15 protein-coding genes are annotated in these 15,331 nt (G+C 58.3%); 10 read left to right on the forward strand and 5 right to left on the reverse strand.

Annotated features, from left to right (window positions below):
* Nucleotides 1-944 precede the first annotated feature (944 nt).
* The 7 genes from VEB01_RS08065 (at nucleotide 945) to VEB01_RS08095 (ending at nucleotide 8,763) form a co-directional block, all read left to right on the forward strand.
* Nucleotides 945-1,424 carry a formate dehydrogenase subunit gamma gene (locus VEB01_RS08065; protein WP_324874403.1) on the forward strand — a complete coding sequence of 160 codons (480 nt, stop codon included), beginning with the start codon at nucleotides 945-947 and terminating at the stop codon, nucleotides 1,422-1,424.
* Nucleotides 1,421-2,971, forward strand: coding sequence for a formate dehydrogenase beta subunit (locus VEB01_RS08070; protein ID WP_324874405.1), 1,551 nt, complete (start codon nucleotides 1,421-1,423; stop codon nucleotides 2,969-2,971). Before VEB01_RS08065 ends, VEB01_RS08070 begins: the two co-directional genes overlap by 4 nt.
* Nucleotides 2,972-3,033: 62 nt before the next feature.
* Nucleotides 3,034-5,880 (forward strand): formate dehydrogenase subunit alpha, encoded by a 2,847-nt coding sequence (fdhF, locus tag VEB01_RS08075; RefSeq protein ID WP_324874407.1) that lies wholly within the window; start codon nucleotides 3,034-3,036, stop codon nucleotides 5,878-5,880.
* 9 nt (nucleotides 5,881-5,889) lie between these two features.
* A complete protein-coding gene (fdhD, locus tag VEB01_RS08080; RefSeq protein WP_324874409.1) occupies nucleotides 5,890-6,720 on the forward strand; it encodes a formate dehydrogenase accessory sulfurtransferase FdhD in 831 nt (276 codons plus the stop codon).
* Between the two features lie 41 nt (nucleotides 6,721-6,761).
* Complete coding sequence (locus tag VEB01_RS08085) at nucleotides 6,762-7,007, forward strand: formate dehydrogenase subunit delta (RefSeq protein ID WP_324874411.1); 246 nt, start codon at nucleotides 6,762-6,764, stop codon at nucleotides 7,005-7,007.
* Between the two features lie 107 nt (nucleotides 7,008-7,114).
* Nucleotides 7,115-7,453 (forward strand): hypothetical protein, encoded by a 339-nt coding sequence (locus VEB01_RS08090; RefSeq protein ID WP_324874413.1) that lies wholly within the window; start codon nucleotides 7,115-7,117, stop codon nucleotides 7,451-7,453.
* Nucleotides 7,454-7,584: 131 nt separating this feature from the next.
* Nucleotides 7,585-8,763: a glycoside hydrolase family 57 gene (locus tag VEB01_RS08095; protein ID WP_324874415.1), complete on the forward strand. Its 1,179-nt coding sequence runs from the start codon at nucleotides 7,585-7,587 to the stop codon at nucleotides 8,761-8,763.
* Between the two features lie 75 nt (nucleotides 8,764-8,838).
* Here the strand turns inward: VEB01_RS08095 and VEB01_RS08100 are convergent, their stop codons facing one another.
* Genes VEB01_RS08100 through glyQ form a run of 4 tightly spaced genes read right to left on the reverse strand, consistent with a single transcriptional unit; the run spans nucleotide 8,839 to nucleotide 13,155 of the window.
* Complete coding sequence (locus VEB01_RS08100; RefSeq protein ID WP_324874417.1) at nucleotides 8,839-9,558, reverse strand: lysophospholipid acyltransferase family protein; 720 nt, start codon at nucleotides 9,556-9,558, stop codon at nucleotides 8,839-8,841.
* Between the two features lie 40 nt (nucleotides 9,559-9,598).
* Entirely contained in the window at nucleotides 9,599-10,141 is a 543-nt protein-coding gene (gmhB, locus tag VEB01_RS08105; RefSeq protein ID WP_324874418.1) for a D-glycero-beta-D-manno-heptose 1,7-bisphosphate 7-phosphatase, read from the reverse strand.
* A gap of 13 nt (nucleotides 10,142-10,154) precedes the next feature.
* Nucleotides 10,155-12,230 carry a glycine--tRNA ligase subunit beta gene (gene glyS, locus VEB01_RS08110; protein WP_324874420.1) on the reverse strand — a complete coding sequence of 692 codons (2,076 nt, stop codon included), beginning with the start codon at nucleotides 12,228-12,230 and terminating at the stop codon, nucleotides 10,155-10,157.
* Nucleotides 12,223-13,155: a glycine--tRNA ligase subunit alpha gene (gene glyQ, locus VEB01_RS08115; RefSeq protein WP_324874422.1), complete on the reverse strand. Its 933-nt coding sequence runs from the start codon at nucleotides 13,153-13,155 to the stop codon at nucleotides 12,223-12,225. The genes glyS and glyQ overlap by 8 nt, the downstream gene beginning before the upstream one ends.
* 165 nt (nucleotides 13,156-13,320) lie before the next feature.
* Between glyQ and VEB01_RS08120 the strand changes: the two genes are divergently transcribed.
* Together VEB01_RS08120 and ccoS are read left to right on the forward strand one after the other, a co-directional pair.
* Complete coding sequence (locus VEB01_RS08120) at nucleotides 13,321-13,695, forward strand: VOC family protein (protein WP_324874425.1); 375 nt, start codon at nucleotides 13,321-13,323, stop codon at nucleotides 13,693-13,695.
* 134 nt (nucleotides 13,696-13,829) lie between these two features.
* Nucleotides 13,830-14,045 carry a cbb3-type cytochrome oxidase assembly protein CcoS gene (ccoS, locus tag VEB01_RS08125; protein ID WP_324874427.1) on the forward strand — a complete coding sequence of 72 codons (216 nt, stop codon included), beginning with the start codon at nucleotides 13,830-13,832 and terminating at the stop codon, nucleotides 14,043-14,045.
* A gap of 88 nt (nucleotides 14,046-14,133) precedes the next feature.
* On the opposite strand, the gene VEB01_RS08130 is transcribed toward ccoS, so the two are convergent.
* Nucleotides 14,134-14,526 carry a diacylglycerol kinase gene (locus tag VEB01_RS08130; RefSeq protein ID WP_324874429.1) on the reverse strand — a complete coding sequence of 131 codons (393 nt, stop codon included), beginning with the start codon at nucleotides 14,524-14,526 and terminating at the stop codon, nucleotides 14,134-14,136.
* A 568-nt stretch (nucleotides 14,527-15,094) separates the two neighbouring features.
* On the opposite strand from VEB01_RS08130, the gene VEB01_RS08135 reads away from it, so the two are divergent.
* On the forward strand, nucleotides 15,095-15,331 hold a 237-nt coding region (locus tag VEB01_RS08135), incomplete at its 3' end, for a SulP family inorganic anion transporter (protein WP_324874431.1).

Consider the following 15,331-nt stretch of genomic DNA (forward strand, 5'->3'; position numbering starts at 1 on the left):
CATCCGGATGCGAAGCAACAGCGCCTGCTGCTCTCGGTCCCCCGCCGCAAACGCGCCTGGTTCTCAGGGCTTTGGGCCCACGCCGCCGCTCCGCCCGTGATTCCAGGGCTCGCCACCGGCTAATGGACAATTTGGGTTTAATATGGCCGACACGAACAAGGATGACGCGCTCGACGCGCAGGAAATCACGGCGTATAACGAGAAAGCAAGCAAGAAGCGCTAAGCTTTCGGGCAGCAAGACGGCCGGGGCGTTACAACCCCGGCCGTCTTGTCTCAATCAGATCCTCCATAGTCACGGAACCTCGTTTGCGCCGAGCCGGTAAAAGGCCGGCACCATAATCCGGTTAATTCCAAGACTAAAGCCACAACTCGGCAGCGACAGCCTGATTCACCTCATTGATCAACACGTCGCCTTCCCAGCTTTCCCAGACCATGCCTCCCAGATTGAGCACCCGGACCGGGGAATGGCTCAGGTCATCCCGACCGATCCCAGTCTAAGCGCCAGATTCCGGAGTCCACGCTGGTCCGGCAGGTGCTGGCGGCCGAGGCCGGGGAAAGGCGACCGACGGCGGATTCGCCGAGCCCGATTCCGCTTTTCTGGCCACATTAACCCGTACGGCACCTTCCACTTGGCCCCGAACACCCGCTTGGCGATCGAAGCCGCCCGCTAGCGCGGTTGGTTGCCCGCCATGACAGGAGTGTCCATCTAATTCCTCCTTCCGTCCCAGTTGCATTTTTCAAAAGCTATCGACATCTTGCGTGTCGCCTTAGTCAAAAGCTTAGCAATCTAGTCAAGAAAGATATTGCAAAGCGACAACCAGTCTTTAGAATATGCATATACATGCACAAAGTACATCTGTCCTTTTGCGGTGGGATGTATAAGGTAATTGTCGACAAGTTGTGCGACTTTCACCCACTCTTAGAGGTAGTTGAGCGAGGGTTAAATGGCAGAACACGAATGGGACCGGGAACACGTGCGGGAAATTATCCGCGGCAATAAGGATAAGCCTGGCGCATTGTTGCCGATTCTGCACGGTATTCAGGACGCGCTAGGGTATGTTCCTCCGGATAGCGTGCCGCTGATCGCCGATGAATTGAATCTTTCACGGGCCGAAGTCCATGGCGTCATCAGCTTCTACCACTACTTCCGGGATACGCCACCGGGCAAACGCACTATCTACCTGTGCCGGGCCGAATCCTGCCAAGCGATGGGGTCCGAGGCTCTGGAGACCCATGCCAAGCGGCGCCTAGACATTGATTATCACGAAACGACCCGCGACCAGGCCTTCAGCCTGGAGCCCGTATATTGTCTCGGCAACTGCGCCTGCTCGCCATCGATCATGATCGATAAAGATATCTATGGCCGTGTGACGGCAGAAGCGTTCGACGACATTATTAAAAATATGCAGGTTATTGCGCAATGACGACGGTTTACGTTCCCCGAGACTCCGGCGCGCTATCCCTCGGCGCCGAGCAGATTGCCGCCGTCATCCGAACCGAGGCGGCCAAACGGAATATCCGTATCGATTTGGTTCGTAACGGTTCCCGCGGCATGTATTGGCTGGAACCCCTGATCGAAGTGGCTACCGACGGGGGCCGGATAGCCTATGGTCCGGTGCGCGTCCGTGACGTGGCCTCCTTGTACGACGCGGGCTTTCTGGAAGGCGGTTCGCATCCCCTGTGCCTTGGGCCGACCGAAGACATTCCTTATTTGAAAAATCAGGAGCGGCTGACCTTCGCGCGTGTCGGCATCACCGATCCGGGCAGCCTGGACGACTTCCGGGCCAACGGGGGCTATCGCGGCTTGCGCCGCGCTCTGGAGATGGCCCCCTCGGCCATCGTGGATGAAGTCACCCAATCTGGTCTGCGTGGCCGGGGCGGCGCGGCTTTCCCGACCGGCATCAAATGGCGCACCGTGTTGAACACGGAATCGGATCAGAAGTACATCGTCTGCAATGCCGACGAAGGCGACTCCGGCACCTTCTCGGATCGCATGATCATGGAAGGCGACCCCTTCGTCCTAATCGAAGGCATGACCATCGCGGGGCTCGCAGTTGGAGCGACGCAGGGTTATATCTATCTGCGCGTCGAATATCCCCACGCCCATCGTGCTCTGAACGAAGCCATCGAGGCAGCTTATCAGTCCGGTTACTTGGGCAGAGACATTCTAGGCAGCGGCAAGACGTTCGACCTCGAAGTCCGGCTAGGCGCAGGGGCTTATGTGTGCGGCGAGGAGACATCCCTCCTCGAGAGCCTCGAGGGCAAGCGCGGCCTAGTTCGGTTTAAGCCGCCGCTGCCGGCCATCGAAGGGCTGTTCGGGCGGCCGACCATCATCAACAACGTCATTTCGCTCGCCTCGGTGCCGATCATTCTCGACAAGGGCGGCGAGTACTACCGCGATTTTGGTATGGGGCGCTCACGCGGCACGCTGCCGATTCAGTTGGCGGGCAACCTCAAATATCCGGGGCTGATCGAAAAAGCTTTTGGCGTCACCTTGCGGGAAATTTTGTACGACTACGGCGGCGGTTCCGCCACCGGACGGCCGATTCGCGCAGTACAAGTCGGCGGGCCTTTGGGGGCTTACCTGCCGGAGTCCCAATTCGATACGCCGCTCGACTACGAGGCGTTTTCCGCCATCTGGGCGGTGCTCGGTCACGGCGGCGTGGTGGCTTTCGACGACACCATCGACATGGCCAAAATGGCCCGCTACGGCATGGAGTTCTGCGCCATCGAATCCTGCGGCAAGTGCACGCCCTGCCGGATCGGATCGACCCGTGGCGTCGAAGTGATCGACAAGATCATCCAAGGCGTCGACCGGGAAACGAATCTCAAACTCCTGCGGGATCTTTCCGACACCATGCGCAACGGATCGCTCTGTGCATTGGGCGGCATGACGCCTTACCCGGTTTTGAGCGCTCTCAATCATTTTCCCGAGGACTTCGGGGCTTCCATGGCAGAACAAGCTGCCTAGACGGTAGCGCACCCAATGCTTTGCGGTGCGCGCAGCGCACCCTACGACTCAGGAGTCATCCCATGGCATTACGCGATTACGATTTCGGCACACCCTCCGCGCAATCCGACAAGCTGGTTACTCTGGAAATCGACGGTTTCAGCGTGACCGTGCCCGAAGGCACTTCGGTCCTCCGAGCCGCGGCCAGCATCGGCATCCAGATCCCGAAGCTATGCGCCACCGATAGTCTGGAACCCTTCGGTTCCTGCCGTCTGTGCCTGGTGCAGATCGAGGGCGGGCGTGGGTTGCCGGCCTCCTGCACCACACCGGTGGCTGAAGGCATGAAGGTTTGTACCCAGAATGAGAGATTGGCCAACGTCCGCCGGGGCGTGATGGAGCTTTATATCTCCGACCATCCCCTGGATTGCCTGACCTGTTCTGCCAACGGCAACTGCGAATTGCAGGACATGGCCGGCGCCGTGGGTCTCCGCGAAGTTCGGTATGGCTACGAGGGCGAGAACCATCTGAAGGCGAAAAAGGACACCAGCAATCCGTATTTCGCCTTCGATCCTGCCAAGTGCATCGTATGCTCCCGCTGCGTGCGCGCCTGCGAAGAAGTGCAGGGCACCTTTGCCTTGACCTTGGACGGCCGGGGTTTCGATTCCAAAGTGTCGCCGGGCCAGAATCAGGCATTCATGGAGTCCGAATGCGTTTCTTGCGGCGCCTGCGTGCAGGCCTGCCCGACCGCGACCCTGATGGAAAAATCCGTCATCGAGAAAGGCCAGCCGGAGCACAGCGTCGTGACTACCTGCGCCTATTGCGGTGTGGGTTGTTCGTTCAAGGCGGAAATGAAGGGGGCCGAAGTGGTGCGCATGGTGCCCAATAAGAACGGCCACGCCAACCATGGCCATTCTTGCGTCAAAGGACGGTTCGCCTTCGGTTATGCCACCCACAAGGATCGTATTACGACCCCGATGATCCGGAAGAACATTCACGATCCATGGCAGGTCGTGTCCTGGGAAGAAGCGATCAGTTACGCTGCGTCCGAATTCAAGCGCATCCAGGCCAGGTACGGCCGCGATTCCGTGGGCGCCCTGACCTCCAGCCGTTGCACCAACGAGGAGACCTATCTGGTACAGAAGCTGGTTCGCGCGGCTTTCGGCAACAATAACGTCGACACTTGCGCCCGCGTCTGCCATTCGCCCACCGGCTATGGCCTCAAGCAGACCTTGGGCGAATCGGCGGGTACCCAGACCTTCGATTCGGTCATGAAGGCCGACGTCATCATGGTGATCGGCGCCAATCCCACCGACGGCCATCCAGTGTTCGGCTCGTTGATGAAACGCCGTATCCGCGAAGGCGCCAAGCTGATCGTGGCCGATCCGCGCGACATCGACCTGGTGAAGTCGGCGCATGTGAAGGCCGACTACCATTTGAAACTGCGCCCCGGTACCAATGTGGCGCTGATCAATGCACTGGCGCATGTGATCGTTACCGAAGGTCTGGCCAACGACGCTTTCGCCCTGGAGCGCTGCGAACCGGCCTCCTACGAGAAGTGGAAAGCCTTTGTCAGCGAAGAGCGCAATTCACCCGAAGCCACCGAATCCGTGACCGGTGTTCCAGCGGCGACGATGCGAGCCGCCGCTAGGCTCTACGCCACCGGCGGCAATGCGGCCATTTACTACGGCCTCGGCGTCACCGAGCACAGCCAGGGTTCCACCACGGTCATCGGCATCGCCAATCTCGCCATGGCCACCGGCAACGTCGGACGCGAAGGCGTGGGCGTGAACCCCTTGCGCGGCCAGAACAACGTGCAGGGCTCCTGCGACATGGGTTCGTTTCCACACGAGTTCCCCGGTTACCGCCATGTGTCCGACTTCGACACCCGTGCGCTGTTCGAATCGGCCTGGGGCGTGACTCTGGAGTCCGAGCCGGGACTACGCATTCCCAACATGTTCGGCGCCGCACTGGACGGCAGCTTCAAGGGGCTGTATTGCGAGGGCGAAGACATCGCCCAGTCCGACCCGGACACCCAGCATGTCCATGCTGCCCTGCGAGCGATGGAATGCGTGGTGGTTCAGGACCTGTTCCTGAACGAAACCGCAAAATTCGCCCACGTGTTTCTGCCGGGCGCATCGTTCATGGAAAAGAGCGGCACCTTCACCAATGCCGAACGGCGTATTTCGCCGGTAAGGAAAGTCATGCCGCCCCTGGCCGGTTACGAGGACTGGGAAGTGACCCAGTTGCTGTCGAATGCCTTGGGTTACCCCATGAACTACTCGCACCCGTCCGAGATCATGGACGAGATCGCGCGGCTGGTGCCGACTTTTACCGGCGTCAGCTTTGCCAAACTCGACGAACTCGGCAGCGTGCAGTGGCCGTGCAACGAGAAGGCACCGAACGGTACGCCGACCATGCACGTCGATCAATTCGTGCGCGGCAAAGGGCGCTTCATGCTGACGGAATACGTGCCGACCCAGGAGCGGACCAGCAGCCGTTACCCACTGATCCTGACCACCGGCCGTATCCTGTCCCAGTACAACGTGGGCGCGCAGACCCGCCGCACCATGAACTCGGTTTGGCATTCCGAGGACCGTCTGGAAATCCATCCGCACGATGCGGAACAACGCGGTATCAAGGACGGCGACTGGGTGGGGATCAAGAGCCGGTCCGGGGAAACCGTATTGAGAGCCACTCTCACGGAACGGGTGCAGCCGGGGGTGGTATATACCACTTTCCACTTTCCGGAATCGGGCGCCAACGTCATCACCACCGACAACTCCGATTGGGCGACCAATTGCCCGGAGTACAAGGTGACGGCGGTGCAGGTGACCAAGGTCACCGAGCCGTCGGAATGGCAGCGCCAGTACCAGCAGTTCTCGGAGGAACAGTTGGCGTTGCTGGAGCAGCGTTCGATCACCGACAGTTGAGAATACCGGATGGCCGTTGTCGCCTCCGAACTGGGATGGCCCAGTTATCAGATCAGTCCGGTCGAACGCTGGCGTGGCGATGAGCACGCCGACCAGGAAGACTGTATTGCCGAGGAAGTGCCGATTGCCCTCCTGTACAACGGAGAGCCTCACGCGGTCATGCTGGCGACCCCGTTGGACCTGGAAGATTTCGCTTTGGGGTTCAGCCTTACCGAAAATATCGTCGCTTCGCCGTGCGAGGTGTATTCGATCCGGGTCTACCTGCGCGCCGAGGGCATAGAGGTGCGTATGCGCATACCCGAGGCGCGTTGCGAAACGGCCGCGGACAAGGGCCGCAATCTCACCGGCCGCACCGGCTGTGGACTTTGCGGTGCGCGCACCCTCCAACAGGCCATACGCCGTCCGGCGCCGGTGGGGCAGGGGGTGCAAGTATCGTCGGATGAGTTGACTCAGGTGCTGGCTGAACTAACAGATCATCAACGGCTCAACCGCATTACGGGGGCGGTACACGCGGCAGCTTGGGTAGTGCCGGGACGGGGCATACAGTGGGTCCGCGAAGACATCGGCAGGCACAATGCCCTGGACAAGCTGATCGGTGCGCTCGCTCGGAGAGGCGCCGATTTGGGGGGCGGCTTCGTAGTCGTCACCAGCCGCGCCAGCTACGAGATGGTGCAGAAATGCGCGTCGGTCGGCATCACCTTTCTAGCCGCGATTTCCGCCCCTACCGGTCTCGCCGTGCGCTTGGCTAAAGATACCGGGGTCACGCTCATCGGTTTCGCCCGGGGCGACAAACACGTGGTTTACGCAAATCCGCAGCGTTTACTGCATAACGAAGCCTAATCATCAATTTCGCCGTCTTCAATCTTCCGAATACGAAAATCATGAATATTGAAAACCTGGTAAAAATGGCCAATGACATCGGCAATTTTTTCAACGCCGAGCCGGACCGTTCAGCCGCAGTCCACGGTATCGCCGACCATATCGTGAAATTCTGGGATCCCCGTATGCGGCAGGCCATCATCGCTCACAATCGGGAAGGCGGAATCGGTCTAAACGAACTTCCGAGAGCGGCCATTGCGGGACTGGGCAGTGAACTCGCATCGCTTCGGGAAGCGGGCGATGGCTGAGGGTTAGCGAATAACCTTGCGTTTAAGATAGCGGCTGTTTAGTCATTGGCATGCCGTGGTCAATGACGTTAGGATATAGCGAAACTTACATCTAACCAGGAAGGATCATGAACAAGGAACAGTTCTCGACGTTCATTTCGTCGCTCATGTTTATGTACTCGACAGAGCATGGTTCGTCAGCTTTCGCAGCTACCAATTCAAGCTCAACCGTATCCAGTTCGATATCATCCGTTTCCGTCGGGGGTTCGCATGCGCAGGCCGTGATTACTGGACAGCATGGAACAATCGCTCTTAATGGCGATCGGGTGGAGGTCAAGGATGGCAGGCTGACCTGGAACGGCGTGCCCCATGGGGTCGTGGGGAAAAATTCGGTCGTAAAGTACACCGTCAACGGAACCGTCAAAAAGCTGTTTGTCGATGGGGTTGAGAGACGGCCCGATCCCTGACGGCGGCGCTTTAATCCCATCCCGGTCCGTGGTTCTAGGCAAAATCCCTCTCTTGATGTGTCCCCAACATACTCGTCAATAGGCATAATAAGCCTTGCGAGTTCGTGATTGAGTTGAACAATCGAGGGATTATGTCCGCCATTCATCACGCATTGGTATTGAACCTACATCAGCCGCCCGGCAATCTCGACCACCTGCTTTCCGATCAGCCTTGGGAGGCTCGGGAGATTCTTTATGCCTACGATCGCATTCCGCGGTTTCTCTGGGGCTATGAAGATGTCGCGAGGGTCCATCTTTCGCTTTCCGGGACGCTGCTTGAAACCTTGTCGAATCCGGAATTTCAGGACCGCGTTTACGGTATTGTCGATTGCGGATCGCTAATCTGGCACCTCCAGAACGAGCGGATCATCGATATCCTCGGAACGGGTTATTACCATCCGGTTTTTCCGCTCATCCCCGAGGCGGACCGCAGCGAACATCTGGCGCGGTGGCAAAGCATCGCCGGACACCTGTTCTGGCGGAACACGTTTCAAGGCTTTTGGCCGCCCGAAATGGGATTCTCCATGGAGCTGATTCCACTGCTCCGAAAGTTCGGCTACCGCTATGTGATCGTCGACAGCGATCATGTGGAGCCGGTTACGCCGATGCAGTGGCACGAACTTCGCTATCGCCCCCATATCGCGCGATACAAAGGGGAGGAAATCATCGTCGTCGTGCGCGATCGCGAACTTTCAGATGCTCAGGAATCGGGCATGGACTATATCTGGTTCGTGAAGGAGTTGGCTCAACGAACGCAATGGTGCGATTTCGAGCCGCTGGTCACGACCTGCACGGACGGCGAAAACGGAGGCTGGTTCCGGAATACGACCAACGAGGTGAATTTCTGGGGTGCGTTCTATCGGAAGCTACTGGATGAAGCCCGCAAGAACAGTCTGATTCGGCCTGTTTTTATCAAGGATTATCTGGACCGTTTCGGCGCATACGGCGAGGTCACGGTAAGAACCGGCGCCTGGAATACCGGCTGGCACCACGGGCGGGATTTCATGCAATGGACCGGTTCCACGGCGCAGAAACACTCCTTGGCTCGATTGCAGGCCGTGAGTAAGGCAGTGCACGAAGCTCGGAATGGCGCCGCTGCGAATGGATTACCGGAAGCGGAAAAAGACGATCTTAATGACGCGTTCTGGCGCTTATTGCGGGCTGAAACAAGCTGTAACTTCTACTGGGGCGAAGACTGGGTGCACCGCTGCCATGTCGATTTGGACGAGGCCGAGGCTAGTTTGCAGCGTTATAAAACCGGCAATTCTTGAGATAAGGAAACCGGCTTGTTCCGAGGCAGCGTGCAGGCCGGGATCAGGCGGTAGCCATTCCCGGCCCACCAATATCTATTGCAATACCGTCGGCGCGTTGCTCGATGAAAGCGTCCGAGCATACGGACCGAATCCGCTGATCTCGGCCATTTGGCTCTCGATCCAATGTTCCGCTTGATGGTTGATTTCGCTGGAGTTCAGCGTCGTCGAATCGATCGGGGGACCGATGCGCACTTGCACGAGCCCTGGGAATTTCAGAAATCCGTTGCGCGTCCAGTATTCGCCGGCATTATGGGCAACGGGAACTACCGGACAGCCGACGCGATGGGCGAGTATTCCGCCGCTAGCGCCGTAACGTCCTTTTTGCCCCGGGGCGACCCGAGTTCCTTCGGGGAAAATGACGACCCAGCGGCCACTTTTCAATCTCTCTTCGCCATCTTTCAGAATCTGTTTCATGGCGGCGGATTTCGCTTGCCGGTCAATCGCGATCGGTTCCAGAGTCGCCATGGCCCAACCCCATACGGGGATACGGAGCAATTCCCGCTTCAAGATGAACACCAAGGGCGGGAAGATGGCTTGCAAAGCCAGCGTTTCCCAAGCCGATTGGTGTTTGCAGAGGATGATCCCGCTGCGCTCTGGGATATTCTCCAGCCCGTGCACTTCATACTTCAGGCCGCAGACGGTTTCGAGCATCCACATGTTGAATCTCACCCATAGATTGGCGAGGGCATAGCGGGTTTCGAACCGGAGCGGGTAGGCGGCCAGTAGCACCGGTCCCAACAGCAGAGTCGACAAGATTTGCCCGACAAAATACGCTGTCGAACGCAAACAGACGCTAATCAGCATTAAAAAGGATGTATTGGGCCGCTGCATAGAGATTTGGAAAGATAGGTAGGTCGAGATCGGGATGACGGGCTAGAGTTTTCATGCCTTTGCCGGTTTCTACCAAGATGGGTTGCGCCCCGGCCGCTTGCGCGGCCTGCAGGTCTCGGAAGGAGTCGCCAACGGCCGGCACGGTCTTCAGCTCGACCTTATGTTTTTCGGCAAAGGCGCGGAATAAACCCGGATTGGGTTTACGGCAGTCACAGGCGTCTTCGGGGCCGTGCGGGCAAAAGAAGATCTCCTCGATTCGGCCGCCCGCGGCCTCGACGGCTGTGCGCATCTTTCGGTGGATATTTTCCAAGGTGATCAAATCAAACAGCCCGCGGGCGACGCCGGATTGGTTTGTTAAGACCACGATGCGAAATCCTCCCCGGGTCAAAAGGGCTATCGCTTCGAGGCTGCCGGGGATGGGCACCCATTCGTCGGGCGATTTGATATAGGCGTAGGAGTCCTCGTTGACGACGCCGTCGCGGTCGAGAATGACGAATTTCGACATAATGCCTGACTGCTTATCCTTGGAGCTTGGAGATGTCGGCGATGTTCAGGAACAGTCCTTCGACTATTCCCAGGAGACCCAGCCGGTTACGCCGAAGCTCGGCATCCTCGGTCATCACCATGACGCTATCGAAGAAGGCATCGACCGTTTCGCGGAGCTGCGCCAGACGGCACAAGGCTCCCGTGTAGTCTCGTTCGTGCAGCAGCGGAAGAATATCTTCCTTGGCTTGCCGCGCCGCTTCCAGAAGATCCTTCTCTTTCGTTTCCGTTAACACGTGATCGTCGACGTTAGCGACGATTTCTTCTTCTGCTTTGCGCAGGATGTTGCGAATTCGTTTGTTGGCAGCGGAAAGGCTTTCTGCCGCAGAAAGTTGCCGGAATTCCCGCACCGCTTTCAAGCGCCGATCGAAGTCCGGCAATCGGGTAGGCTTGACCGCCAAAACGGCCTCGAACTCGTCGTGCCGAACGCCTCGTTCCAGGCAGTACCCGCGGAGCCTTTCGAGAATGAACTCATAAACGTTTCCGCGAACGCTTTCGGCGTCGAAAGCATGAGTGAACTGAGCCAGAGCGGAGTCCAGGAGTTCCGGAAGATCCAGATCCAACTCGGCTTCGAGCAATATGCGAATGGCGCCTAAAGCGGCGCGGCGCAAAGCATAGGGATCTTTGTCGCCAGTCGGGATGAGGCCGGCGCTGAAGATGCCGGTCAAGGTGTCGATCTTCTCGGCCAGGGCCAGCATCAGACCGGTGCCCGTTTGCGGCAAGGGACCGCCGGAAACTTTCGGCAAATACTGTTCCTCGATGGCGGCCGCGATCTCCTCGGGCTCTCCCTCGGCCAAGGCGTAGTAACGGCCCATGGTCCCCTGCAACTCGGGAAACTCGCCGACCATGAGGCTCAGCAAGTCGGCTTTGGCCAATAGAGCCGCGCGTTCGACCCAGGCGCTTTCCGTGTTCAGACGTTCGGCAATGACTACGGCAAGGCTTTTGATCCGGTCGGTCTTGTCGAGTAGCGATCCCAAAGTTTTTTGGAAGGTAATCTGAGCTAGGTCGGGGACACGACTTTCGAGCGTCTTCTTGCGGTCCTGATTCCAGAAGAACTCGGCATCGGAAAGGCGAGGGCGCACGACCCGTTCATTTCCGGCCCGAATAGTTTCCGGGGTATGGCTGTCCAGATTGCTGAACGTGATGAAATAAGGCAGTAGTCCCCCCTGCTTGTCTTTCAGCGGGAAATACTTCTGATTCGCCTGCATCGTGGTAATCAGCACTTCCGGCGGGAGGGACAGGTAACGGGCGTCGAATCCGCCCAGTATCGGAATCGGCCATTCGACAAGAGATGCAACTTCGTCCAGCAGATCGGCCTCAATATGGGCGCAACCGTTGATCGTGGCGGCGGTGGCTTCGGCCGATTCGCGGATTTTGGCCTTGCGAGCTTCGAAATCGGCGATGACAAACCCTTCGTCGAACAGCTTGTCGGCATAGTCGCCTGGCTCGTTCAAAACCAGGCCGTCCGGGTGGTGGAATCGATGGCCATAGGTCACACGGCCGGTCGGCACGCTCAGGATTTCGGCATCGATCACCTCGCTGCCGAACAGCAGCACGATCCAGTGCACCGGACGCACGAATTCGGCGGTGCCGGCCCCCCAGCGCATCCGTTTGGCGATGGGGAGAGCCGCAAGCGACTGGCGCAGAATGTCGGGGATCAAATTCTCGGTTCGGCCGCCTTTCACTTCCTGGCGAAAACCGATCCATGCGCCTTTGTCGGTTTCGAGGGTCGTAAGTTGTTCGAGCGCGGCTCCGCAGCTTTTCATGAAGCCTTCAAGGGCCTTAGAGGGTGACCCGTCCGCTTGATACGCGGCGTTGACCGCCGGGCCGCGCCTTTCGACGGTTTGATCGACTTGGGCCGTCGCCAAACCTTTTACCCATACCGCAAGCCGGCGCGGTGCCGCGTAGGGTACGATTTCCTCAAAGCCCAGCGCGGCTTTCGCAAGACCGCTCTCGACATTGGCTTTCAACGCTAGGCTCAGCGTTAGCAGGGACTTGGGCGGCAATTCCTCGGTGCCCAGTTCGAACAGAAGATCGCGCATTTCACTCATCGTCGGCACTCCTCGGGTTCAGCAGCGGAAACCCGAGCTTTTCCCGGCGCTGGTAGTAGGCTTCCGCGACGGATTTGGCCAAGTCGCGAACGCGGAGGATATAGCGCTGACGTTCGGTGACCGATATGGCCCGGCGCGCGTCCAGCAGGTTGAAGGAGTGCGAAGCTTTCAACACCATTTCGTAGGCGGGTAAGGGTAAATCCTGCGCGATCAGATTTTGGCACTCGCGCTCGTAAGTATCGAAGCAGCCGAACAAGAATTCGGTGTCGGCATGCTCGAAATTGAAGGCCGACATTTCCACCTCGTTCTGGTGGTAGACGTCGCCATAGGTAACCGGTCCATTCGGTCCGCGCGTCCAAACGAGATCGAACACGCTTTCGACACCTTGCAGGTACATGGCGATGCGTTCCAATCCGTAGGTGATTTCGCCGCTGACCGGGCGGCAGTCCAGCCCCCCGACCTGCTGGAAATAAGTGAACTGCGTGACCTCCATGCCGTTCAGCCAGACCTCCCAACCCAGGCCCCAGGCGCCCAAGGTCGGCGATTCCCAATTGTCCTCGACGAAGCGGACGTCGTGCTCGAGCAGGTCGAAGCCGAGAAAGCGGAGGGACCCAAGATACAGCTCCTGGATATCGGGCGGATTCGGTTTGAGAATGACCTGGAACTGGTAATAATGCTGGAGCCGGTTGGGGTTTTCGCCGTAACGGCCGTCGGTGGGGCGGCGGGAGGGTTGCACGTAGGCGGTATTCCAGGGTTCCGGGCCGATGGCCCGAAGGAATGTCGCGGGGTGGAAAGTGCCCGCCCCGACCTCCATGTCCAAAGGCTGCATAATGACGCAGCCCTGTGCCGCCCAGTACTCCTGCAGCGCCAGGATCAGTCCTTGGAAAGTGGAAACGTCACGTTTATCTATGGTTAGACTGGCCACAACGGTTTCGGATAGTTGATCAAAGTTGCGGATTATATCCCGAAATCGTGGCCGGACCGATTATCGACGTAGTGGCGGCCAGGTGCGGAAATGCATTGTGCTGTCGGAACGTCGGCGACAAAATACCGGTTAAGAGAAATTTAGTGAACCCATTCAAGAAGAGCTATGAAGATCACCGGTTTTAATCACGCCTCATTGATCGTAAGCGATTTGGACGCCTCTCGGCGATTCTTTGAGGGTATCCTCGGATTGATTCCCAGCGACAAGCGTCCGCCTTTGAGCTTCGATGGGATTTGGTACGAAATCGGCGAACAGCAGATACATCTGCTTCAGGTGCCGAACCCCGATGCGGGTGCGGAGCGGCCGGAACATGGCGGACGCGACCGCCATATCGCTTTGAACGTCGCGGATCTGGCAGCGATCAAACGTGATCTCGACCGCGCCGGAGTCCGCTATACCGTGAGTCAATCGGGCCGCCCGGCCTTGTTCTGCCGGGATCCGGACAATAATACCTTTGAGCTTATCGAACCACCGGTCTAAAAGGATGTGGGAAAAGCTACTGCGCGGCCTGATTGCGGCATCTTCGACAAGCTCAGGACAGGCTCGCGCTTCAACCGCTCGCGATGCGTTGCCGACACCCGCTAAGGTTTTTGTATTTATGGCGTTGAGTTGCTATGAAACCTATAGAAATAGTGGTTTTCGTATCTTTGGGTGTGGCGCTGCTCTTCGTGGCTGCTCTATTGTGGTCCGTGCGCGAGGGCGACGAGGACTGGAATGAGTTCAGCCAAGCGCACCACTGCGTAAGTCTTGCGGATACCGAGGGCCGCGACCGAGCCGGCTGGCGCTGCGATGACGGCAAGGTTTATTACCGGTGGCGTCAGCAGCGTTGATTGCGCTGAAAAGGCAGATCGGAGGGCCAGGAAGGCATATCCGCCGCGAGTTCGGGGGAAATGCGTTCGCGGTGACGGCTATAGAGGGTTAGTCCGGATAAACAAGGTACCAAATCCGGCTGATCTCCGTCAGGAAAACCACCAGCCACATTACGATGCTGATGCCGGCCGCGGCCGCCGCGATGTCCTTGATGACCTTTATCTTGAAGTTTTCCCGGTCTTCTACGAAATCGCAAAGCGCCTCTATGGTGGTGTTGAGCATCTCGACGATCAGCATCAGGCCGGTTACGACCATGACCAGAAGAAAGTCGATCCACTGGCGGAAATAAAAACATACCGAGAGGACGATCACGGACAGGACGACTTTATAGGCCACGCTGAAGTCGTAAAAAATGGCGTAGCGCAATCCCGACAGCCAGACCTTTATTTTCCGGATCGGAGAGTAGCCTGCTTCGCCGGTGTGGAGGAATTTGGGATGCATCCTCTTTAGAGCGCGTTCATATTCGCTTTGGTTCCGGAGCATACCCGCCGCAGGAATTTTACATAACCGACAATCATCGAGGCTCGTTTCATTCGCGCTGAGGTATCGACGGAGCAGCACGAATGCCTCCGTAAGCCGACTGCCTGAGCATGCGCCTTAACCTACTCGCAAGCCCGGTAGCGTTCACGAGGCGCCGAATCCTTATCCGGTTCCCGAGGAACTGAAAGGTTTATGAAAGGTTCGGACTATAGAATGGTTTCCCGACATGCTCGCGCCGGCGGAGATTAGGCCGCGAAGCGCTGACTCACGGATGGACTGTCGTGGCCGGCGTGGTTCGGTCTGACGGTAGCATGTCGGATATTCCCCTTCGCAATCGGAATTCGCTGACAGGGATAAACAGGATGAGACCCATTAACGAATTGATCGCTTTGACGCTGGAGCACACTTGTCCGGACCGATCAGGCGATGGAGTCACCTGAGGCCATCGCCGGCGGATGGCCGGCTTCCGCGGACAAGACCCGATGGAGCTCTGTGAGCTCATCAATCCGACATGAAGAGGCGCTGTCCTATGATACATAAGCATTTCCATTATTATTTGGGCCACCTGCGGAGCGACATTCCCGCGGGCATCGTGGTGTTCCTGGTCGCCTTGCCGCTGTGCCTTGGGATCGCCCTCGCCTCGGGCGCCCCGCTGTTCTCCGGGGTCATTGCCGGCATCGTCGGCGGGCTGGTGGTCGCCTGGGCCAGCGGGTCGCAGCTGAGCGTGAGCGGCCCGGCGGCGGGGCTCACGGTGATCGTGTTCAAC

This window comes from Methylocaldum sp. (assembly GCF_035627495.1).
Taxonomy (GTDB): Bacteria; Pseudomonadota; Gammaproteobacteria; order Methylococcales; family Methylococcaceae; genus Methylocaldum.